This window comes from Pseudomonas sp. 21 (genome assembly GCF_000955805.1).
Classification (GTDB): Bacteria; Pseudomonadota; Gammaproteobacteria; order Pseudomonadales; family Pseudomonadaceae; genus Pseudomonas.
On record NZ_JYOA01000011.1, the window covers coordinates 1 to 20,371 of the forward strand.

Consider the following 20,371-nt stretch of genomic DNA (forward strand, 5'->3'; position numbering starts at 1 on the left):
AGCTGGTAACGCCAGTTCCCTGATACGCCGGCCTCGATTCGTTGTCGATGGCGTCGTCCAGGGAGTAAAAGATGTTATGAGTGTTCCCTACAATATTATTCATAAACTCACAGTTCTATTTTGCTGGGTTTTAAGAATCAAGTGCTTGTATCGCGTGCCCGGATTCTTGTTCCGATCGTGGTTGTGGCGCGTGTTTCTCGCCCGGTAATACGGATATTGGGCAAGCCGAGATTCGCTATATGACCCGCAACGCCAGTAGCGGTGGTGCTTAGGCGAAAAGCGGTCGATGCCTAGGCTGTCACCTTCGTTTAACCGATCACTTCCAACCATTTAGTCACTACGCATTGATGCGTGGGATTTATCTGATGTGTTGGCCTGTGCCGCTTTCGTCATCCGGCATGGCGATTAGGCACAAGCGTCGCCGGCCTCTGCCCAGCACAGTGGGACGATTAGGTTCCTGATTGGGGGCCTGTTAACGACCCTTTCCGTCTAAGGAGAAGCCTGTGACCCATGTGACTGTGGAAGAACTGCGTCAATTGTCCGAGGCGATCCTGCGCCATCACGGTTTCAGCGAGCCCCATGTGCAGGGCGTGACCGAGACGGTGCTGGCGGGCGAACGCGATGGCTGCACGTCCCACGGCGTCTGGCGGCTGTTGGGCTGTATCCATACGGCGCGCGCCGGCAAGGTTTCGCTCGATGCCGTGCCGGAGCTGTCTGAACCGGCTCCGGCACTGGTGCGGGTGGACGCCAAGGGCGGGTTCTCGCAGTGCGCCTTCGACCTCGGGCTGCCGAAGCTGGTGGAGAAGGCGCGCAGCCAGGGGATCGCCGCGATGGCGGTCAACCATTGCGTGCACTTCTCGGCGCTGTGGGTGGAGATCGAGCGGATCGTTGCCCACGGCCTGGTCGCCCTGGCCGTTACGCCGGCCCAGGCCTATGTGGCGCCCGCGGGCGGGACGCGGCCGCTGTTCGGCACCAACCCCATCGCCTTCGGTTGGCCGCGTGTCGGGCAGAATCCCTATGTCTTCGATTTCGCCACCACGGTCGTGGCGCGCGGTGAAATCCAGCTGCACGAGCGCGAGGGCAAGTCCATTCCGCTGGGCTGGGGTATCGATGCGCAGGGCAACCCGAGCACCGATCCGAGCGCCGTGCTCGATGGCGCCATGCTGACTTTCGGCGGGCACAAGGGCTCGGCGCTGGCGACCATGGTCGAGCTGATCGCCGGCCCGCTGATCGGCGACCTGACGAGTGCCGAGTCCTCGGTGTTCGACGAGGGCACCAAGTCCTCGCCACACCACGGCGAACTGCTGATCGCGCTGGACCCGGCGCGCTTCCTCGGCGCGGACGCCCCGCAGCATCTGGCGCGGGCGGAGACGCTGTTCGAGTCCATCGTCAACATGGGCGCGCGCCTGCCGTCGCAACGCCGCTTCGCCGCGCGTGAGCGCAGCCTGAAAGAGGGCGTGGCGATCAGCGATTCGCTGTATGCCGATCTGCGCGCGCTGCTGGAATAGTTCGAGATCGGCTGGCCTTCACGCCTGCCCAACGCGTAGGGCGAATAACCTGGAACAGGTTATTCGCCGTTGGTTCGATGGCGGATAACGCTGGCGCGTTATTCGCCCTACGAGCGCGCTGCACGGCGCGGCTTTTGTAGGTGCGGACTTTGTCCGCGATGGGTTCCGGTGCGTGATGAGACCATCGCGGACGGAGTCCGCTCCTACGGGAGTCCCACTATCGAACGCATAAAAAAGCCCCGGCGCAAGGCCGGGGCTGAGCATCGGCGCGGGACTGGCCGACAGTTCACTCCCGCGCCGACGAACCCTCAGCGAGTCGCCGCGCTGCGGGTCGTCTCGCCCTCCACCAGCCGCGCGATGCCCAGCGGGTTGGCGTCCTTCAGTGCATCCGGCAGCAGCGCATCCGGGTAGTTCTGGTAGCACACCGGGCGCAGGAAGCGGTCGATGGCCAGGCTGCCGACTGATGTGCCGCGTGCATCGGAAGTCGCCGGGTACGGCCCGCCGTGGACCATCGCGTCGCAGACTTCCACGCCGGTCGGGTAGCCGTTGATCAGCAGGCGCCCGGCCTTGCGCTCCAGCACCGGCACCAGGGCGGCGAAACGCGAGAGGTCGTCCGGTTCGGCGATCAGCGTGGCGGTGAGCTGGCCGTGCAGGCCGTCCAGCGCGCGGCGCAGTTCGGCTTCATCGGCCACTTCGACGACGATGGTGGTCGGGCCGAAGACTTCTTCCTGCAGCAGCTCCTCGCCTTCCAGCAGCAGGCTGGCCTTGGCCTGGAACAGTTGCGGGAAAGCTTGCTTGCCTTCCTGCGGATGCCCGGCGAGGTGGCGCAGGCCGGGGTGGGTAAGCAGACGGGAAACGCCCTTTGCATAACTTTTAAGCGTGCCGGCGTTGAGCATGGTCTGCGCCGGGCGCTGGCCGATCTCGGCGATCAGGTTGGCGGTGAACAGGCTGAAGGCCGGCGAAGCGATACCGATCACCAGGCCGGGGTTGGTGCAGAACTGGCCGCAACCCATCACCACGGAATCGACCAGCTCGCGGGCGACTTTCTCGCCGCGCGCTTCCAGTGCGGCGGGCAGGACCAGCACCGGGTTGATGCTGCTCATCTCGGCGAATACCGGGATCGGCTGCGGGCGCGCGGCGGACAGGTCGCACAGTGCGCGACCGCCCTTGAGCGAGCCAGTGAAGCCGACCGCCTGGATCGCCGGGTGCTTGACCAGCGGCTCGCCGACGCCGGCGCCGTAGATCATGTTGAACACGCCGGCCGGCATGCCGGTGGATTCGGCGGCGCGAACGATGGCTTCACCGACGAACTCGGCGGTGGCCATGTGGCCGCTGTGGGCCTTTACCACCACCGGGCAACCGGCGGCCAGCGCGGCGGCGGTATCGCCACCGGCGGTGGAGAAGGCCAGCGGGAAGTTGCTGGCGCCGAACACGGCCACCGGGCCGACGCCGGTGCGGTACTGGCGCAGGTCCGGCCGGGGCAGCGGCTGGCGGTCGGGCAGGGCGCGGTCGATGCGCGCGCCGAAGAAGTCGCCACGGCGCAGCACCTTGGCGAACAGGCGCATCTGGTTGGCGGTGCGGCCGCGCTCGCCCTGGATGCGTGCGGCGGGCAGGGCTGTCTCGCGGCAAACGATGGCGATGAAATCGTCGCCGAGTGCTTCGAGTTCGCTGGCGATGGCGTCGAGGAACTGCGCGCGGCGTTCCGGCGACAGCGCATTGTAGGCCGGGAAGGCGGCTTCGGCGGCGCGGGCGGCGGCGTCGACTTCGGCCTCGGTGGCCTGGAGGAATTCGCGGGGCAGGGCTTCGCCGGTGCTGGCGTCGAGGCTCTGCAGGCGGATGCTGCCGGTGCCGACGCGCTGGCCGGCGATGAAGTTCTGGGCGGTCATGGGATGGGTTCCATAGTCTCCGGTGGGCTTTGTGCGGGAGCAAAGGCCCCTCTCCCTAACCCTCTCCCTGAAGGGAGAGGGGACTGGTTCAGCGTGATGCGCAACGGAGTGCTTCTCCTGATTCCACTGAGTCAGGAGAGCGGTGGAGCGTCATCTTGCTCGGACACTCCCTCTCCCTTCAGGGAGAGGGCGGGGGAGAGGGTTGCCCCGGGCACTCGGTACGACTCGGCTCAGAGCCCCACATCCGGCAGCTTCGGCCGATTCGCCAGTGCCTTGGCCATGATCGTTTCCACGTGCTGGCGATCCGCACCTTGCAGCGCCAGGCGCGGCGGGCGGGTGAGGGCGGTGCCGCGGCCGGCGATCTCTTCGCAGAGCTTGATGCACTGCACCAGGTCCGGACGGGCGTCGAGATGGAGGATCGGCATCAGCCATTCATAGATCGGCATGGCTTCTTCGTAACGGCCGGCCTTGCACAGGCGGAAGATGGTCTCGCCTTCCTGCGGGAAGACGTTGGACATCCCCGAGATCCAGCCTTCGGCACCCACGGCGATGCTTTCCAGCACCACGTCGTCGAGGCCGGCGAAGAGGATGAAGCGGTTGCCCACTTCATTGCGCACGTCGATGAAGCGGCGGGTGTCGCCGGAGCTGTCCTTGAAGCAGACGATGTTCTCGCAGTCGGCCAGGGAGATGAGGATGTCCGGGGTGACGTCGTTCTTGTAGATCGGCGGGTTGTTGTAGACCATCACCGGCAGGTCGGTGCTGGTGGCCACGCTGCGGAAGTGCGCGGCGGTCTCATGGGGCTTGGAGGAGTAGACCAGTGCGGGCATCACCATGATGCCGTCGACGCCGACCTTCTGCACCGCCTTGGCCACCTGCGAGGCGCCATGGCTGGTGAACTCGGCGATGCCGCAGATCACTGGCACGCGGCCGCCGGAGGCATCCTTGGCGACCTCGGTGACGGCCATCTTCTCCTCGATGGACAGCGAGGTGTTCTCGCCGACGCTGCCGCACACCACCAGGCCCGAGACGCCGTCGCGCACCAGGTTGGAGATCACCTTGTGGGTGGCTTCCAGGTTGACCGAGAAATCGTCGTTGAACTGAGTGGTCACCGCGGGGAAAACGCCACTCCAATTGACCTTCTTGCTCATGTTTTTCTCCAATTGTCGTATTTCGTATACGAAACATCTGAGGGAAATCCCGCAGCATTTCGTCGTCGGGTGCCGCTACGCGGCGAATCAGGGTTGAAAGGGGGAAATCAGTAACCGTTGGGCCAGGTGTCCGAGAGTCGATAACCCTCAGGCCAGGGATCGCTTGGGTCGAGCAGGTGCTGGTGGGTGCCGGTGATCCAGGCGCGGCCGGAAATGCGCGGGTGGATCGCCGGTTTGCCGCCGACGCTGGTCAGCCCGTCGATGCGACAGTGGAACTGGGAATCGATGATCGAGTGGCCGACGAAGCGCTCGCCGTCCTTCAGCTGGCCCTTGGCATGCAGCACCGCCATGCGCGCCGAGCAGCCGGTGCCGCAGGGCGAACGGTCGATCTTGCCGGGGCGGATGACCACGGCGTTGCGGCCGTGCAGAACGCCCTCTTTTCTTTCGACAGGCGCGGTCAGCTGGCAGAAGGAGATGTGCGCCCAGTCGTGGTTTTCCGGGTGCTTGAAGCCCAGTTGCTGGTTCGCCGCCTGGGTGATCTTCAGGCCGGTGGCGACCAGGTCGGCGGCCTCCGAGGCGTGCAGGGTGAAGCCCAGGGCATGGGCGTCGGCGAGGACGAAGCTGTCGCCGCCGTAGGCGGTGTCCACCTGCAGCGAACCGAGGCCTTCCACTTCGATCCAGGCATCGAGCTGGTCGGCGAAGGAGGGCAGGTTGCGTACTTCAACGCGCTGCACCTTGCCGTCCTTGCAGTCGGCCACGACCTCGATCAGGCCGCCGGGGGCTTCCAGGGTCAGGCGTGTCTGCGGCTCCTGCATCGGCAGGATGCCGCTGTCGAGCAGCACGGTGCTGACGCACAGCGAGTTGGAGCCGGACATGGGGGGCACGTCCGCCGGCTCCATGATGATCCAGGCCATCTGTGCGCGCGGGTCTTTCGGCGGCACCAGCAGGTTCACATGGCGGAACACGCCGCCGCGCGGTTCGTTGAGGACGAAGTTGCGCAGCACGTTGTCGCTGGCGATGAAGCGCGATTGCGCCCACACGGTGTCGCCCGGCGGCGGGGCGACGCCGCCGACGATGACATCGCCGACCTCGCCTTCGGCGTGGCAGCTGACGACGTGGATGATCTTGCTCGAACGCATGTCTGTCTCCTGGTTCTTTCGCGGCCCGTTTTTTCCCTCTCCCCCAACCCTCTCCCTTCAGGGATAGGGTTGGGGGAGAGGGGCTCTTGTCAGTTCACCGACCTCAGAAACTCCGCCGTCTCCGCCCGCTGCGGGTTGACGATCACCTGGTCCGGCGTGCCGATCTCGTGCACCAGGCCTTCGCGGAAGAACGCCACGCGGTCGGACACATCGCGGGCGAAGCGGATTTCGTGGGTCACCAGGACCATGGTCATGCCCTCTTCGGCGAGCAGGCGCATGGTGTCGAGCACCTCGCCCACCAGTTGCGGGTCGAGCGCCGAGGTGGCTTCGTCGAACAGCATGTAGTCCGGCGACATGGCCAGCGCGCGGGCGATCGCCATGCGCTGCTGCTGCCCGCCCGAGAGCTTCTGCGGGAACACCTTGAGCTTGTCGCCCAGGCCGACGTGCTTGAGCTGCTTCACCGCCATCGCCTCGGCTTCTTCCCTGGACAGGCCGAGCACCTTGCGCGGGGCGAGCATGACGTTCTCCAGCACGGTCAGGTGCGGGAAGGCGTTCCACTGCTGGAAGACGATGCCGATCTTCTGCCGCAGCTTGTTCAGGTCGGTGGTCTTGGCGTGGACCTCGATGCCGTCGACACGGATCTTGCCGCGCTGGATCGGTTCCAGGCCGTTGATGCACATCAGCAGGGTGGACTTGCCCGACCCCGAGCCGCCGATGATCGAGACCACCTCGCCCTTCTTCACGGTCAGGCTGACGCCCTTGACCACTTCCAGATCGCCGTAGGCTTTGTGCACGTTGTCGATTTCAATCATTTTCCTGCCACCTTTGTTCCAGCCGGGCGCCGAGGCGCGCCACGACCCAACTCATGAGGTAATAGATGACCCCGGCGATGCACAGCACCAGCAAGGGTTCCTGGATGCGCGTCACGATGGTCTGCGAGGCGCGGAGCAGTTCGACGATGCCGATCCACATGACCAGCGCGGTGTCCTTCATCACCCCCAGCACCAGGTTCAGCCAGCCGGGGAAGGCCACCCGCGCGGCCAGCGGCAGCACGATGTAGCGCAGGTCCTGCCAGTAGGTCAGGCCGAGCGAGCGGCTGGCGCGGCGGATGTTCGGGCCGACGGCGAGGATGCCGCTGCGGATGATCTCGGTGCAGAACGCCGCCGCGTACACGCCCAGTACCAGGCAGCCGACGGTGAAGGCGCTCCAGTTCAGGCCGACGATGCTTTTCAGCGAGTTGAACAGCACGAACTGGATCAGCAGCGGCACGCTGCGGAAGATGTCGAGGAACCAGCCGACCGGCATCGTGGCGCGCGGCAGGGTGGCGCGCAGCCAGCCCAGCACGACGCCGGCGAGGGTGCCGATGAGCATGGCGCCGACGGTCAGCTTGACGGTGACCCAGGCCCCTTGCAGCAGGAACATCAGGTCATTGACGGTGAAGCTCGTGGAAAACATGCGTGCTTCTCCTAGTAGCGGAACAGCCGCCAGCTCAACAGGCGGGCGACCGCCACGATGACCTTGGCGATGATGTAATAGAGCACCGCGGCCAGGGCGAAGTACTCGAAGGTGCGGAAGGTGCGCACGTTGAAGTCCTGGGTCACGCCGGTGAGGTCGTTGTTCAGGCCCACCACCACGCCCAGCGAAGTCATCAGCACCGCCCAGACCATCTGGTTCGTCAGCGGGTAATAGACGATGCGCAGCAGCTGCGGAACGATGATCATCCGGTACGCCTGGAAGGCGCTCATGCCCAGCGAACGCGCGGCGCGCATCTGGGTGTCCGGCACGGCCTTGAGGCCGCCACGGAAGTTCTCCGCGAGGTAGCCGGCGTTGTTGAAGGTGATCCCCGCCAGCAGCGCCACCCAGGAGCTGACGTGCAGGCCGAAGGAGCCCAGGCCGAAGTACAGGATGTAGATCTGGAACAGCGACGGGGTATTGCGCGCGATGGATACCCAGGTGTCGGCGAAGCCCTTGAGCAGCGGGTTCTTCATCTGCCGCATGACGGTCAGCAGCAGGGCGATGAGCACGCCGAGGATCATCGACAGCGCGGCGGTTTCCAGGGTTACCCAGGCGCCGCCGAGCATGTCCGGCAGGGCCTTGAAGGCGGAGCGCCAGTGGAAGCTGTAGTTGAACATCAGCGCACCCCCTCGCTCAGCCAGCTCGGCACACCAGCGTCACCGCGCCCGCTGCAGGCCGCCTCGACGCACGCGGCCAGGCTGCCGAAATGCACCTGGCGCCCGGCCAGGCCCGGACCGTAGTGGGCGTACTTCGCCGAATTGGTGATCAGCGTGGTGCAGGCCGGCGGGATCACCGGCTCGCCGATCATGCACCAGCAGGTGTCGTTGAGCAGTTGCGCGCCGAAGTCTTCCAGCACCTTCACGTCGCCGGCGGCGCGGGCCTTCTCCTGCACCGCGCGGCCGAGGGCGACGACTAGCGCGACGTCCGGATGCTTGCGGCGCCCGGCGACCAGCCTGGCCAGCTCGGCACACTCGCTGGCGGAGAAGTGCGGGTTGCCCAGGGACACCAGTTGCACGCTGGGTTCTGCCGCGTGGTCCAGCTCGCGCCAGGAGGCAATCAGGTCCGCCGGGGTGACGCGCAGGTGTTGCTGCGGTGCCTTGCCGCCCAGTGCGCTGGCGACGTCCGGCGCTTCCGGCGTAACGCCGACGATGTGGAACATCGGGGCGGCGGAGGTGGTGGCGAAGGCCGCGCCGAAGGCTTTCAGCGCGTCGCTGTCCGGCGCCAGCGGCTGCAGGCCGTCGACCACCGGGATGCGCGAGCCGCACAGCTCGCCGATGTGGTAGCCGAGCAGCGGGAAAATCGATTCGTCGTGTTCGGCTGGCAGCTCGACATCGATCCGCAGCACGGCCAGCCGGCCCTCGTCGCGGTGGCTGCCGACGTTCGGCGCGCGGCCGGTGAGGGCGATGCAGATATCGAGGTAATCCGGGTATTTCAGGGTGCGCGCGCCGAGCACGCTGTTGGCGTACACCACGGCGTTGGACTCGGCCCACACGACCTGTTCGCCGAGGCTCGGCTTGCTGTCCAGCAGGTAGGGGGCGCAGGTGTAGCTCATCTGCGCGCCCATCTCCATGTAGGCATCGCCCAGCGCGGCGGCAGGCTCGCCGAAGGCCTTGTCGACGCCCAGCTCGCGCCAGCGGCGGTGGTCCACGGAGATGGAGTTGAGGGTGGTCGGCACCCGCACCTGGCCGCCCCAGTCCGCCAGTTGGCGGGCGAAGCGCAGGCTGGCGGGGCCGGTATAGATGCAGCCGTCGATGTGCGCCTGGGCGATGTCCAGCAGGTCCTTCGCGCCTTGCAGCGCGGCCATGCGCAGGACGATCTGCATGGCGGCCTGGGCGGCCTTGCCGTGCTGGCCATCGAGCAGTTCATGGTCGCCGGCGGTGAGCGCCAGGCCTTCCGGCAACGGGCCGGCATCGCTGGCCATCACGCCCTGCCAGCCATCGGCAGGGCGCTCGGCGGTGAGTGTTACCTGTCCGTCTTCGACACGGGCCCAGCCGCCTGCGGACAACTGCTCGAAACCCTCGTGCCCCAGGCACAGCACTGGGATGGAGCGGCCGAACAACGCCTGCGCCACCAGCACACCCAGAGTGAGGATCTCGTCCGGCTCGGCCAGCAGCAGGGCTGCCGGCGCATGGCCATTGAGCAGTATTTCCAGCATCACGCTGCTGCCGGTACAGGAGCCGCGTCCGCTGGGAATCGCCAGCACCCGCCCGGGCAGGAAGCTGCCGGAGAGCGGATGGTGGCGGTCGATGACCTCGCCCGTGAAAGGCTCGACGCCTCCCCAGAAGCTCAGCCCGGTGTCGGCATGGAGTAGCGCCCCTTCGGCGCTACCCCCCATCAGGACCCGCCCTGTCAGGCGTGAGTCCCGCACCCGTGAAGCCTGCATCGAAGACATGTTGCGCCCGCCGTCAGTAGTACACGTGGGGAACGGTGAGATCGACCGGGGCGCCGCCGACCCACTTCTCGTACAGCTCGGCGTAGCGGCCGGTGCGGACCTGCTGGTTGACGAAGAGGTTGAGGTAGTGGATCAGGCCGTACTCGTTGCGCGCGGCGGCCAGCGAGACGTAGTCGATCACGTAGGGGGCGTTGCCGACGACCTTCAGGCCCTTGTACTTGCCGGACTTGAGGGTGGAGGCGGCGACGGTGTTGGTCACCACGGTGGCGTCGATGTGGCCCTGGGCGACGGCGAGGATGGTGTCGTTCTGGCTCTGGTAGGCGCGGAAGCTGCCCTTGCCGGCCCATTTCTTCACGTCCTTCTCCAGGGCGATGGCTTCATAGGTGCCGCTGGTATTGCCCACCGGGCGGTCCTTGAGGTCGTCGTACTTGGTGATGCCGGTGTCGTCGCGGGTCAGTACCACCATCTGGAAGGCGAAGTAGGGGATGGTCATGGCGACCGTCTTGGCGCGCTCGAGGGTGTCGGAAGTGGAGGCGACGATCACGTCGGCGCGACCGGACACCAGCGCGGGGATGCGGTCCGGGAACGGCGTCTCGACGACTTCGGCGGTAACACCGAGGACTTTCGCCAGGTCGTTGCAGTAATCCACGTCGAACCCGACCGGGTTGTTCTGCGCGTCGCGCGAACCCATGGGCGGGAAGTCCAGGGTCACGGCGCAGCGCAGCTTGCCGGATTCGATGATGTCGTCGAGCTTGTCGGCCTGGGCCTGGCCGACGAGAAACACAGCGGTGAGGGCTAGAGCAATTCGGGTGAATTTCATGGGGGCCTCTCTGAGTCAGTGTTGTGCAGCGATTTTTGTATTATGGATTTCGTATACGATATTTCTTAGAGCAAGGCATGTGCCAGAAATCACTCGGGTGTGACCCATGGGTCGCAAAGCCCGGTTTTCGCGGGGTTGGTTACTGGGAGCCTTCCGAATTAACTGTAGGCGGGTTCCGGGCGCTGTTACCAAATGAAGCAGGAACGTGTTTCGTTGCCCCGTATGGGAGCACTCGGTGGCGCAGCGGGCGCGACCTTGTCGGCACGGGTTTATTCGCGATGCTCTTGCGCGGCGGATACCGATCGCGGACGAAGTCCGCTCCCACGCACGGATGATGATTCGAGGCGGATTCAACTTGTAGGAGCGGGCCATGCCNNCGATCGCGCCCATGGGGCGCTCGTGCAGGGAGCATCGGTGCTGGTCGGGGCAGCGAGCGGGCAGGTGCTCGTCAGTTGGGTGCGGTTTGCGACTCGCGATACTGCGTCGGCGACAGCCCGGTCAGCGCGCGGAACTGCCGGCTGAAGGCGCTGTGATCGGTGTAGCCGCAGCGCAGGGCGATCTCGGTGATTGGCAGGTCTTCGCCCAGCAGGCGGGTCGCCGCGCCCAGGCGCGCCTTGTGGATCATCTGTCGCGGGGTGAGCTGGAAGATGCGCTTGCAGTGGCGCTCCAGTTGGGCGACGGAGAGGCCGGCCAGCTCGGTCAGCTCGGCGAGGTTGATCGGCTTGTCGAAGTGCTCGCGGATGTAGGCGTCCACCGCGGCCAGGCGCTGGTAAGCCGGGTGCGTGGACTGCGCCGCCTGCAGGTCGCTGGAAATCCCCGCCATGCCGATCACGACGCCTTGCGCATCGCGCAGCGCCAGCTTGTGGGTCAGGCACCAGCCCGGCAGCCGGCCGGGGTAGAGGTGCAGCTCCAGCTGGTCGCTGAGCTGGCCACCGGTTTCCAGCACGCGGCGGTCCTGCTCGGTGTAGATCGGGCCGAAGCGCGAGGGAAAGACTTCCTCGGCGGTGCGCCCGAGCAGCTCGCGGGCATCCTTCACGCCGCAGCGCCGCGCCAGGGTCTGGTTGACCAGCACGTAGCGCGCCGCGGTGTCCTTGATGAAGAACACCACGCCGGGCATGGCATCGAGCAGCGGGGAAATCTGCGCAAGGGTCTGCAGCAGGCTGTCCAGGTCGCGGGCGCCCTGGGGAATCAGGTCGTGCATCGGGAGGCGAGTCGGCTGTCGGAACATCGCGAGGATACGGGGCAATCAGGTTGTGGGAAAGGGCATCGCTGCGGCTGGGGCGAGAGCAGACGACGTTGCGGTTGTTGGCCGGGCCTCGGCGTGCTGGACTAGTCGGCCGACATTAGCCTTCGAGTGATCATCATGTCCCGAGCCCAGCGGCTGCTCGACCTTCTGCAGATACTGCGGCGCCATCGTCTTCCGGTGTCGGGCCGGCAACTGGCCGATGAGCTGGGCATCAGCCTGCGCACGCTGTACCGCGACATCGCCACCCTGCAGCAGCAGGGCGCCCATATCGAGGGTGAGGCCGGCGTTGGCTACGTGCTGCGCCCCGGTTTCGAGCTGCCGCCACTGATGTTCTCGCTGGAGGAGATCGAGGCGCTGGTGCTGGGCATGCGCTGGGTGAGCCGGCATGGCGACCAGGGCCTGGTATCGGCGGCGCGGGATGTGCTGGCGAAGGTCGGCTCGGTACTGCCGGCCAACCTGCGCCTGGAGTTGGAGAGCAATGCGCTGCTGGTGGGTAGCCGGCCATCCGAGCGAGTGGCGGACGGGTTGCTGGGCCAGGTTCGAGACAGCATTCGCCGGCAGGGCAAGCTGCAGTTCGCCTACCGGGATGCCGGCGGACAGTTCACCGAGCGGGTGGTCTGGCCGTTCGGCCTGGGCTACTTCGAGCAGGTGCGCGTGGTGATGGCCTGGTGCGAGCTGCGCCAGGACCTGCGGCACTTTCGGCTCGACCGCATGGAGCAGGTCAGCAGCCTGGCGGAGCGCTACCCGCGCCAGCGGCAGGCGTTGCTCAAGGACTGGTACGCGAGGCACGACATCCCCGCGCAGTGAATGACTGCTGCCGGAAACTGACACGGGTACGCCATAGCCTGCGATGACCGGCAACGAAGCCGGTTCATTCAACAGCAAGGAGTTTTCCATGGTCAGCCCGAACATGATCATTTTCTACGTCGACGATGCCCAGCGCAGCGCCGGTTTCTACGCGGAGCTGCTGCAGCGCGACCCGGTGGAAAACAGCGCGACCTTCGCCTTGTTCGTCTTCGACAATGGCCTGAAATTCGGCCTCTGGACTCGCGCTGGTGTGCAGCCGAACGCCGTAGGGCAGGCTGGTGGCAGCGAGCTGGGTATCCCCGCGCAGAGCCACGCCGACGTACTGCGACTGCACCGTGACTGGCAGCAGCACGGCGTTGAGATTATCCAGGCGCCGACCCAGATGGATTTCGGCTACACCTTCACCGCGCTCGATCCGGATGGTCATCGCCTGCGCGTCTTCTGCTTGAGCTGAGCATTCCCTGCCATGGCGGGTCCCTTCAGTCGTCGGCGAGCTGCAGCAGGGTTTCCACCCGCGCCGGGCTGAAGGGCGGGCGCGGCGCCGGTGGTTGCCAGCCGAACAGTTGCTTCACCGCCGCACCGCACACGCGGCCCTGGCAGGCGCCCATGCCGCAGCGGCTGGCGAGCTTGGCGGCGGTCCAGTCCGGTTTGCCGACGAGCGCCGAGTAGGGCACGTCTTCGCAGCGGCAGACGAGTGTGTCCGGTTGAGCGAGCTGGTTCAGATGCAGGCCGAGGGCGAAGTCGCGTTTCAGTGCGTCGGCGAAGCCCCGCCAGCGCTGGCGCTGTGACCAGAGTTCGCGGGCGCGGTCGTGTTCCCCCACGGCGGCGTGGCCGGCGATGCGGCCTTCCACCAGGGCTTTCTCCGAGCCGCCGAAGCCAGTGCATTCGCCCGCGGCGTAGACTCCCTCGCGGCTGCTTGCCTGCCAGGCGTCGACGCGGATCGCGCCGTCGTCCACCGTGCAACCCAGCGCCTGGCCGAGTTGCACGTTGGGGATCAGACCGAAGCCGCAGGCCAGCCGGTCGCAGGCGATTTCCTTCAGCTTGCCGCCCTGGTTGATGCGCACGCCCTCCAGGTGAGCGCTACCCAGGGCGGCGACCACATGGCTGTCGGCGCGGTAGGCCGGGTCGTACAGGCCGAAGGACTGCAGCAGCTTGTTCGGCCAGCGCGGCAGCTTCAGGGCGAAACGCGCAAGCGCCGGCCAGGACGCCTGTTCGGCGATGCGCAGGATCTTCGCGCCGTTGGCGCGGGCGGTGGCGGCGCTGGCGAGCAGCAAGGGGCCGCTGCCGGCGATCACCAGGCGCTGCCCGTCGACCGGCATGCCGCCCTTGACCAGCGCCTGCAGGCCGCCCGCGCCGGTGACACCGGGCAGCGTCCAGCCGGGGAAGGGCAGCAGCAGCTCGCGGGCGCCGGTGCAGAGGATCAGCTTGCGGTATTCCAGACGCCAACCGCGTTCGAAGTCTTCCAGCAACAGGCCGCGCTCGCCAGCCAGCGCGACCACGCGCGTGCCGTTGTGAATCTTGATGTTGGCGCAGGCGGCGACCTGCTCGCGCAGTTCGACGGCGGCGCGCGGCAGGTGCGCAGTGGGCCCGTCGCGCCAGATCTGCCCGCCAGGCAGCGGGTTGTCGTCGAGGATGACGATGCTGGCGCCGCTCGGCGCGGCAGCGAGGGCGGCGGACAGGCCCGCCGGCCCGGCGCCGATGATGACGATATCGGCCACAGCGATCATGGGCGCGTCTCCACCTGCATGCCGTCGCGGCACAGGGTCTGGCAGGCCAGGCGACGCTGGCCGTCGATGCTCACCCGGCACTCCTGGCAGACGCCCATGCCGCACAGCGGCGCGCGGCGCTGGCCGCTGACCGAGGTGCGGGTGGTGCCGTCGCCGCCTTGGGCGAGCGCTGCCGCCACCGTGGTGCCGGCGGCGACGCGCAGCGGGCGGCCATCGAGGATCAACTCAGGCATGGGCGGTGGCTCCGAGGAAACGGCGCGGGGAATAGGGTTCGGCCGGCAGCGGCAAGGGCTCGTCGCACAGCTGCGCGGCGAGCAGGTCGGCGGTGCCTGGCGCGGTGGTTACGCCCAGGCCTTCGTGGCCGACAGCGAGCCACAGGCCAGGGCGCTGTGGATGTTCGCCCACCAGCGGCATGCCGTCCGGGCTGGCGGCGCGGAAGCCCGCCCAGCTGCGGATCACGTTGAGGTGGGCCAGGCCGGGCATGTAGTCCACGGCGCGGCGCAGCATCTTCGCCAGCATCCAGCCTTCCACCTGCGGGTCGGTGGTGCCGAACTGCCGCGAGGCGCCGATGAACAGCTGCCCAGTGGGGCGCGGCTGGATGTTGCAGGCTACCGAGGGGCCACTGGCGTTGTGCGCGCTGGTCACGTAGCCCAGCTCGACCAGGGTGCGGCGCACCTTGCCGGGGTAGCGGTCGGTGATCAGCAGGTGGCCCTTCTTCGGCTCGATGGGCAGACCGGGACACAATTCGCCGGCCTGGATGCCGTTGGCCAGGACGATGGCCTTGGCGCTCAGCCACTGGCCGTTGTCGAGGCGCACGCGGGGTTCGTCGATTTCCACCACTTTCGCCTGACGCTGGCGAATCGGTTTCAGTGCCGAATCCAGCAGCCACGCGGCGGCGCGCGGGGCGTAGAGAATGCCGTCGCCGGTGATCTCCAGCCCGCCGTGCAGGTCGTTGCGCAGCTCGGGCTCTTCCTGTTGCAGCTCGGCGCTGTTCAGCAGCTTGGCGGCGACGCCGTGCTCGCGCAGTACGGCGTACTTGCGCTCGGCTTCGGCCATTTCTTCGTCATTGGCTGCCAGCCACATCGTGCCGTTGCTGCGGTACGCGCACTCGGCGGGCATGTCGTGGCCCCACTCGCGCCAGCGCTGCAGCGAGTAGTTGCTCAGCGCCAGTTCGGCGGCGTTGTCGTCGAGCACCAGCAGGTGGCCCATGCCGACGGCGGTGGCGCCGGGCAGGCGCGCGTCCAGCACCAGCACGTCCAGCCCGCGACGGGCAAGGGCGTGGGCGCAGGTGGCGCCGACGATGCCGGCGCCGATGACGATGACGTCCGCGTCGCTCACGGGCGGATGCCCCAGGCGAAGGGATCGTCCTCTTCCAGCAGCAGGGTGGCTTCGGCGCTGATGTTGGCGCGGCCACGGATGGTCGGGATGATGCGCCCTTCGGCCGGCTCGCCGACCCACTCGAAGAGCCCTTCGAACTGGCTGCCGATTACGCTGGCCTGGCGCCAGGCGGCCCCTGCGGCGAGCTTGCCGTCGGCGGCCAGGCACGCCAGCTTGGCGCTGGTGCCGGTGCCGCAGGGCGAGCGGTCGTAGGCCTTGCCGGGGCAGAGCACGTAGTTGCGGCTGTCTGCGTCGGGGTCGTCGGCGAACAGTTCGATGTGGTCGATCAGCCCGCCGTCTTCGCCACGGATGCCCTGGTCTTCCAGCGCCTTCTGCACGGCGACGGTGTAGGCGGTCAGCTCATCGAGATTGTCGCCGGCGACGCGCAGGCCATGCTCGGCAATCAGGAAGAACCAGTTGCCGCCCCAGGCGATGTCGCCGTGTACCCGTCCATGGCCGGGCACGTCGACGGGAACCTGCTTGCGGTAGCGATAGGAGGGGACGTTGCGCACGCTCACCGAGCGGTCGTCATGCAGCGTCGCTTCGACGGTGCCCACCGGCGTCTCGATCTTGTGCGTGCCGGGGCCGATGCGCCCCAGGTGCGCCAGCGAGACCACCAGGCCGATGGTGCCGTGACCGCACATGCCCAGGTAGCCGGTGTTGTTGAAGAAGATCACCCCGGCACAGGCGCTCGGGTCCACCGGCTCGCAGAGCAGCGCGCCGACCAGCACATCGCTGCCGCGTGGCTCCAGCACGGTCGCGGCGCGCCAGCTGTCGTGCTCCCTGGCCAGCAGCGCGCGGCGCTCGGCCATGCTGCCCTTGCCCAGATCGGGAAAGCCTTCGAGCACCAGGCGCGTGGGCTCGCCGCCGGTGTGGGAATCGAGAACCTGGATGCGTTTCATGCTGCCCCCTGGGGTGTCTTGTCGTTGACCCTAGGGTGGCGCGGGGCGGGAATCGGGGCTTGAGGGTTTTCCGCCGGGCCGATGATGAAATCGGCACAGCGGTACTTTTCGATCAGCTCGGCGTCGGCCGGTTTGGCAGGTGCTCGTAGAGCGTGCGGCAGACGCCGTTGATGTGCTCTTCCAGCAGGCGCGCGGCAAGGTCGGCGTTGCCGGCACGGCAGGCGTCGAGGATGTCGTGGTGCTCGTGGTCGGCGCGCTCCTTGCCGTCGGACATGCTCATCTGCAGGCGCAGGTAGCGTTCCACCTTGTCGTGGATCGAGCGGATCAGCCCCACCAGGTACGGCCGCTGTGCCGGCTCGTAGAGGCAGGCGTGCAGCTCCCAGTTCAGTTCGGCCCAGCGGCCGATGTCATCTTCGCCGACGAACTCGGCACAGATGCTCTCGGCACGGGCGAAGGTCTGTGCGCTCATGTTCGGGATCGCCAGGCGCAGTGCCTGGACTTCCAGGACCACGCGCACCTCGAACATCTGCGCCAGTTCCGGCTCGGAAATCTTCGTCACCAGCGCGCCCTTGTTGCGCTGGAACTCCACCAGACCCTCGGCTTCCAGGCGCTTGAGCGCCTCGCGCACGGGGATTTTGCTGACGTTGAAGATCTGCGCGATGTCGTCCTGGCGGATCGGCTCGTGTTCCGCCATCTGGCCGGAAATGATCGCTTCGCGCAGGTGCTTGGCGATGGTCTCCGAGGCGGAGGGGACGATACCCAGGTTGGGGGCGTTGCGTAGCGGCACGATGCGGTCCGGTCAGGTGGCTATTGTCGGATATGGTATACGAAATCCCTGTGATGCAGTGAAGCACCGGCAAGCGGTCATCGCAATGGGTGACTCACGGGATTTGCACACGCAATGCGCGTGCCGGGAAATCAGTGGCGGCGTTCGACGATATAGCGGGCGAGGGCGCGCAGCGGTTCGGCGTTGTCGCCAAAACCTTCCAGCGCGGCCAGTGCCTGGTCGCGTAGCGCCAGGGCATAGGCCTTGGCGGCGTCGAGGCCGAGCAGCGCGGGGTAGGTCGGCTTGTCGTGGGCCTGGTCCTTGCCCTGGGTCTTGCCGAGGGTGGCGGTGTCGCTTTCCACGTCGAGGATGTCGTCCTGCACCTGGAACGCCAGGCCCACGGCCTCGGCGTAACGGCGCAGGGCTTCCAGCGCATCGGCGTTGGCGCGGCCGCTGGCCAGGGCGCCGAGCTGCACGCTGGCCTCGATCAGCGCGCCGGTCTTGTGCCGGTGCATGGTTTCCAGCGCCGCCTGGTCGATCTTGCGGCCCACGGACTCCAGGTCGATCGCCTGGCCGCCGACCATGCCGGCGGAACCGGCGGCGCGGGTCAGGGCCAGCAGCATGTCCAGACGGGTCTGGGCATCCTGCGGATTGAGTCGTGCGTTACCGATCACCTCGAACGCCAGCGCCTGCAGGCCGTCGCCGGCGAGGATCGCGCAGGCTTCGTCGAAGGCGATGTGGGTGGTCGGCTGGCCGCGGCGCAGGTCGTCGTCGTCCATCGCCGGCAGGTCGTCGTGCACCAGGGAATAGGCGTGGATCAGCTCCACCGCGCAGGCCGCGCCATCGGCGCGTTCGGCCTCGCCACCCAGGGCTTCGCAGGCCGCGTAGGCCAGCAGCGGACGCACGCGCTTACCGCCGTTGACCACGCTGTAGCGCATGGCGGCATAGATACGGGTGAGTTCTTCACGGGGGGCGACGAAGAGTTTCTCCAGCGCAGCATCGACACGCGCCGTACAGCGCGCCTGGTACGCGGCGATCATGCGTCTTCGCCTTCCGGATCGAAGGGCGCTTCGCTCAGCTCGCCGTCGCGTTCCAGCAGGATCTGCACCTTCTGCTCCGCCTGGGTCAGCGCTGCCTGGCAGTCGCGTGTCAGGCGGATGCCCTGCTCGAAGGCACCCAGCGAGTCCTCCAGCGACAGCTCGCCGCTTTCCAGGCGCTCCACCAGCGTTTGCAGCTCGGCGAGGGACTGTTCGAAGTCGAGGGAAGCTTTCTTGCGGGCCATGCGGACATCTCGGCGGGGGTATTCGGAAACCTCGCGACACTAGCAGAGACGGGCTTTGCGGGCAAATCTTCGGTCATCTGACGGATGTCCGTGCAAGCGCCTCGGTCGGCGCCTTCCGGCAGGCTGCCCTAGTAGCCGCCGTCGCGGACGCCCTGGTGCTCCGCCACCAGTTTCAGCATGCGCAGCGACTCGAAGGGAGCGTCCACCACGAACTGGTTCGCCAGCCAGGACGGCACGCTGCCGCCAGGCTCGCCGCGCATTTCGTAGGTGACCTCGGTGAGCTTCGGGCCCTTGGGGACCATTTGCCAGGTGCCGGAGACGCTGGGCACGCGGATACGGTCCTTCACCTGTGGGATGTAGTCCGGCGCGGCCTGCAGGTGGCGGATCATGCCGCCGTCGGGAGTTTCCTCGGTGCTCACCTTCAACACCAGGTCGCGCGGAGCGGCGGGCCAGGGGAGTTTGGTATCGAGGTAGACCCAGATGGCTTCGTCGCTGTACTTGAGCAGGCGCATCTGCGCGCAGGCGTAGAGCCACGCGCAGGAGACGCGCAGGTTTTCCTGCAGGTGGCCGAGCGTGGCGACGTCGGCTTTCACCAGCGTCACGCCGCGAAAGCTCTTGTAGCGTGAACCGGGCACCTCGCTCAGGTAGACCTTCACGCCGTCTTCGTCTTTGGCGAGCTTCCAGTCAGCCGCTTGCGCATGGGCAAGCGCAGGGGCTGTAAGCACCAGGGCGAGCAGGAGGAACGAAGGGCGCGTCATGGCAGCGGACCGCGGAGGGAATGATCCGATCTTATGCCTGCCTCGTGACAGCGGCGCATTGGCCGGCGAGCGGTCTGGCGCCGTGTTCGACGCCTTCGGGCCAGGGGGTTCCCACTCGGAGATTACTGCAGGGCGACGTCGGTGAACTTGAGGATCTGGGTTTCGCTGTTCCGGTTGCTGAACACCAGTTTGATGGCGGGAGTGCGGGTCAGTTTGTCGTTCGCGCGCTGGAATGTGAGCGTGGCGCGGGTGGGGACATTGCGGACCAGTTGGAACTGCGACCCATAGTAGTCCTCGACCTGGCCGACCCGAATGCTGGCGGGTTGCAGCGGACCGCCAGTCTCATCGAACAGGCGAGTGGCCCCGTCGAAGCGGAAGTCCCTGTCGACATCCAGGTTGGTCAGTTCGAAGGTGCAGGTCGGCAGGCGGCCAATGTTCTCGCAGCCCGACAGCTCGACTCGCACATTGTCCAGCACCTCCATGCGCTTGCCGAGCAGGTTGGCACCTTCGTTCTCCACGATCTTCGATTGCACCTTGGCGAACTCGAAGGAGGGTTTGGCGTACTCGGTGCCCAGGATGAAGAAGATCGCCGATAGCCCTGTAATCAGCAAAAATTGCATCGAGCCGCGCAGCATTGCCGGCAGGTTGCGCATCTGCCAACTGATCGACAGGGCGCCCAGGACGGTGAAAGTGCTTACCAGAAGCACGACGTTCTTCCAGTTGATGAAGCTGAATCCGAAGACGCTGGGGTCGGGCACTACGTAGGTGATCAGTGCCCACATCAGGCCAAGGACGACCCCCAGGCCTGTCATGATCCGAGCGACCAGCGAGGCGACCTTGCTGGCGGGTGCCGGCGCGGAGGGGGCGGTGGGGAGGGGAAGATCCTGCTGCGTCATGTTGGGCTCCATTTCCATTCCTCGGGTCCTGTCCAGGTTCCCTTGCGGCAAAAGCTCGATACCGGGGTTGCCGCTGTGGTGGTCTGATTAGTGGCGGGTGGCCATTATCCAGTTGGAGGCGGATTGGTAAAGACTTGCCTGCCACTGCAGGGGGCGGAAAAGTGCCGGGACGCGGTAGCGCGCTCGAATGCCTTGGCGGTGA

21 protein-coding genes are annotated in these 20,371 nt (G+C 66.8%); 3 read left to right on the forward strand and 18 right to left on the reverse strand.

What is annotated here, in order from left to right; genetic code table 11:
* Positions 1-512: 512 nt before the first annotated feature.
* Entirely contained in the window at positions 513-1,508 is a 996-nt protein-coding gene (locus UB43_RS25535; protein ID WP_045217290.1) for an Ldh family oxidoreductase, read from the forward strand.
* Positions 1,509-1,816: 308 nt separating this feature from the next.
* Here the strand turns inward: UB43_RS25535 and UB43_RS25540 are convergent, their stop codons facing one another.
* The 9 genes from UB43_RS25540 to UB43_RS25580 all read right to left on the reverse strand — a co-directional run bounded on the left by UB43_RS25540 (position 1,817) and on the right by UB43_RS25580 (position 11,636).
* Positions 1,817-3,394, reverse strand: coding sequence for an aldehyde dehydrogenase (NADP(+)) (locus UB43_RS25540; protein ID WP_045216983.1), 1,578 nt, complete (start codon positions 3,392-3,394; stop codon positions 1,817-1,819).
* A 230-nt stretch (positions 3,395-3,624) separates the two neighbouring features.
* Positions 3,625-4,542, reverse strand: coding sequence for a dihydrodipicolinate synthase family protein (locus tag UB43_RS25545; protein WP_045216985.1), 918 nt, complete (start codon positions 4,540-4,542; stop codon positions 3,625-3,627).
* Positions 4,543-4,649: 107 nt separating this feature from the next.
* The gene (locus tag UB43_RS25550; protein WP_045216987.1) at positions 4,650-5,681 is read right to left on the reverse strand and encodes a proline racemase family protein; all 1,032 of its coding nucleotides are present in this window, start codon (positions 5,679-5,681) and stop codon (positions 4,650-4,652) included.
* Between the two features lie 89 nt (positions 5,682-5,770).
* Positions 5,771-6,493, reverse strand: coding sequence for an amino acid ABC transporter ATP-binding protein (locus tag UB43_RS25555; RefSeq protein WP_045216990.1), 723 nt, complete (start codon positions 6,491-6,493; stop codon positions 5,771-5,773).
* A complete protein-coding gene (locus UB43_RS25560) occupies positions 6,486-7,136 on the reverse strand; it encodes an amino acid ABC transporter permease (protein ID WP_045216992.1) in 651 nt (216 codons plus the stop codon). Before UB43_RS25560 ends, UB43_RS25555 begins: the two co-directional genes overlap by 8 nt.
* Before the next feature lie 11 nt (positions 7,137-7,147).
* Complete coding sequence (locus UB43_RS25565; RefSeq protein WP_045216994.1) at positions 7,148-7,813, reverse strand: amino acid ABC transporter permease; 666 nt, start codon at positions 7,811-7,813, stop codon at positions 7,148-7,150.
* The gene (locus tag UB43_RS25570; protein ID WP_045216996.1) at positions 7,813-9,531 is read right to left on the reverse strand and encodes an aconitase X; all 1,719 of its coding nucleotides are present in this window, start codon (positions 9,529-9,531) and stop codon (positions 7,813-7,815) included. The genes UB43_RS25565 and UB43_RS25570 overlap by 1 nt, the downstream gene beginning before the upstream one ends.
* A gap of 70 nt (positions 9,532-9,601) precedes the next feature.
* Positions 9,602-10,408 carry a transporter substrate-binding domain-containing protein gene (locus UB43_RS25575; protein WP_045216998.1) on the reverse strand — a complete coding sequence of 269 codons (807 nt, stop codon included), beginning with the start codon at positions 10,406-10,408 and terminating at the stop codon, positions 9,602-9,604.
* 448 nt (positions 10,409-10,856) lie between these two features.
* A complete protein-coding gene (locus UB43_RS25580) occupies positions 10,857-11,636 on the reverse strand; it encodes an AraC family transcriptional regulator (RefSeq protein WP_045217002.1) in 780 nt (259 codons plus the stop codon).
* 135 nt (positions 11,637-11,771) lie between these two features.
* On the opposite strand from UB43_RS25580, the gene UB43_RS25585 reads away from it, so the two are divergent.
* Complete coding sequence (locus UB43_RS25585) at positions 11,772-12,461, forward strand: YafY family protein (RefSeq protein WP_045217292.1); 690 nt, start codon at positions 11,772-11,774, stop codon at positions 12,459-12,461.
* 88 nt (positions 12,462-12,549) lie between these two features.
* On the forward strand, positions 12,550-12,915 hold the full coding sequence (locus tag UB43_RS25590; RefSeq protein WP_045217295.1) for a VOC family protein: 366 nt from the start codon (positions 12,550-12,552) through the stop codon (positions 12,913-12,915).
* Between the two features lie 25 nt (positions 12,916-12,940).
* Here UB43_RS25590 and UB43_RS25595 read toward each other — a convergent pair whose 3' ends face one another.
* The 9 genes from UB43_RS25595 to UB43_RS25635 form a co-directional block, all read right to left on the reverse strand.
* Positions 12,941-14,188 carry an FAD/NAD(P)-binding oxidoreductase gene (locus UB43_RS25595; protein WP_045217005.1) on the reverse strand — a complete coding sequence of 416 codons (1,248 nt, stop codon included), beginning with the start codon at positions 14,186-14,188 and terminating at the stop codon, positions 12,941-12,943.
* Positions 14,185-14,421, reverse strand: a complete 237-nt coding sequence (locus UB43_RS25600) for a 2Fe-2S iron-sulfur cluster-binding protein (RefSeq protein ID WP_045217008.1) — start codon at positions 14,419-14,421, stop codon at positions 14,185-14,187. The genes UB43_RS25595 and UB43_RS25600 overlap by 4 nt, the downstream gene beginning before the upstream one ends.
* A complete protein-coding gene (locus UB43_RS25605; RefSeq protein ID WP_045217011.1) occupies positions 14,414-15,526 on the reverse strand; it encodes an FAD-binding oxidoreductase in 1,113 nt (370 codons plus the stop codon). The genes UB43_RS25600 and UB43_RS25605 overlap by 8 nt, the downstream gene beginning before the upstream one ends.
* Complete coding sequence (locus UB43_RS25610) at positions 15,523-16,467, reverse strand: 4-hydroxyproline epimerase (protein ID WP_045217014.1); 945 nt, start codon at positions 16,465-16,467, stop codon at positions 15,523-15,525. The genes UB43_RS25605 and UB43_RS25610 overlap by 4 nt, the downstream gene beginning before the upstream one ends.
* Before the next feature lie 112 nt (positions 16,468-16,579).
* Positions 16,580-17,254, reverse strand: a complete 675-nt coding sequence (locus UB43_RS25615) for a GntR family transcriptional regulator (protein WP_045217017.1) — start codon at positions 17,252-17,254, stop codon at positions 16,580-16,582.
* A gap of 131 nt (positions 17,255-17,385) precedes the next feature.
* Positions 17,386-18,273 (reverse strand): (2E,6E)-farnesyl diphosphate synthase, encoded by an 888-nt coding sequence (gene ispA, locus UB43_RS25620; RefSeq protein WP_045217020.1) that lies wholly within the window; start codon positions 18,271-18,273, stop codon positions 17,386-17,388.
* Positions 18,270-18,515 (reverse strand): exodeoxyribonuclease VII small subunit, encoded by a 246-nt coding sequence (locus UB43_RS25625; protein WP_024764669.1) that lies wholly within the window; start codon positions 18,513-18,515, stop codon positions 18,270-18,272. The genes ispA and UB43_RS25625 overlap by 4 nt, the downstream gene beginning before the upstream one ends.
* 128 nt (positions 18,516-18,643) lie before the next feature.
* Positions 18,644-19,273, reverse strand: a complete 630-nt coding sequence (locus UB43_RS25630) for an START domain-containing protein (RefSeq protein WP_045217022.1) — start codon at positions 19,271-19,273, stop codon at positions 18,644-18,646.
* Between the two features lie 122 nt (positions 19,274-19,395).
* Positions 19,396-20,169 carry a hypothetical protein gene (locus UB43_RS25635; RefSeq protein WP_256205355.1) on the reverse strand — a complete coding sequence of 258 codons (774 nt, stop codon included), beginning with the start codon at positions 20,167-20,169 and terminating at the stop codon, positions 19,396-19,398.
* Positions 20,170-20,371 lie beyond the last annotated feature (202 nt).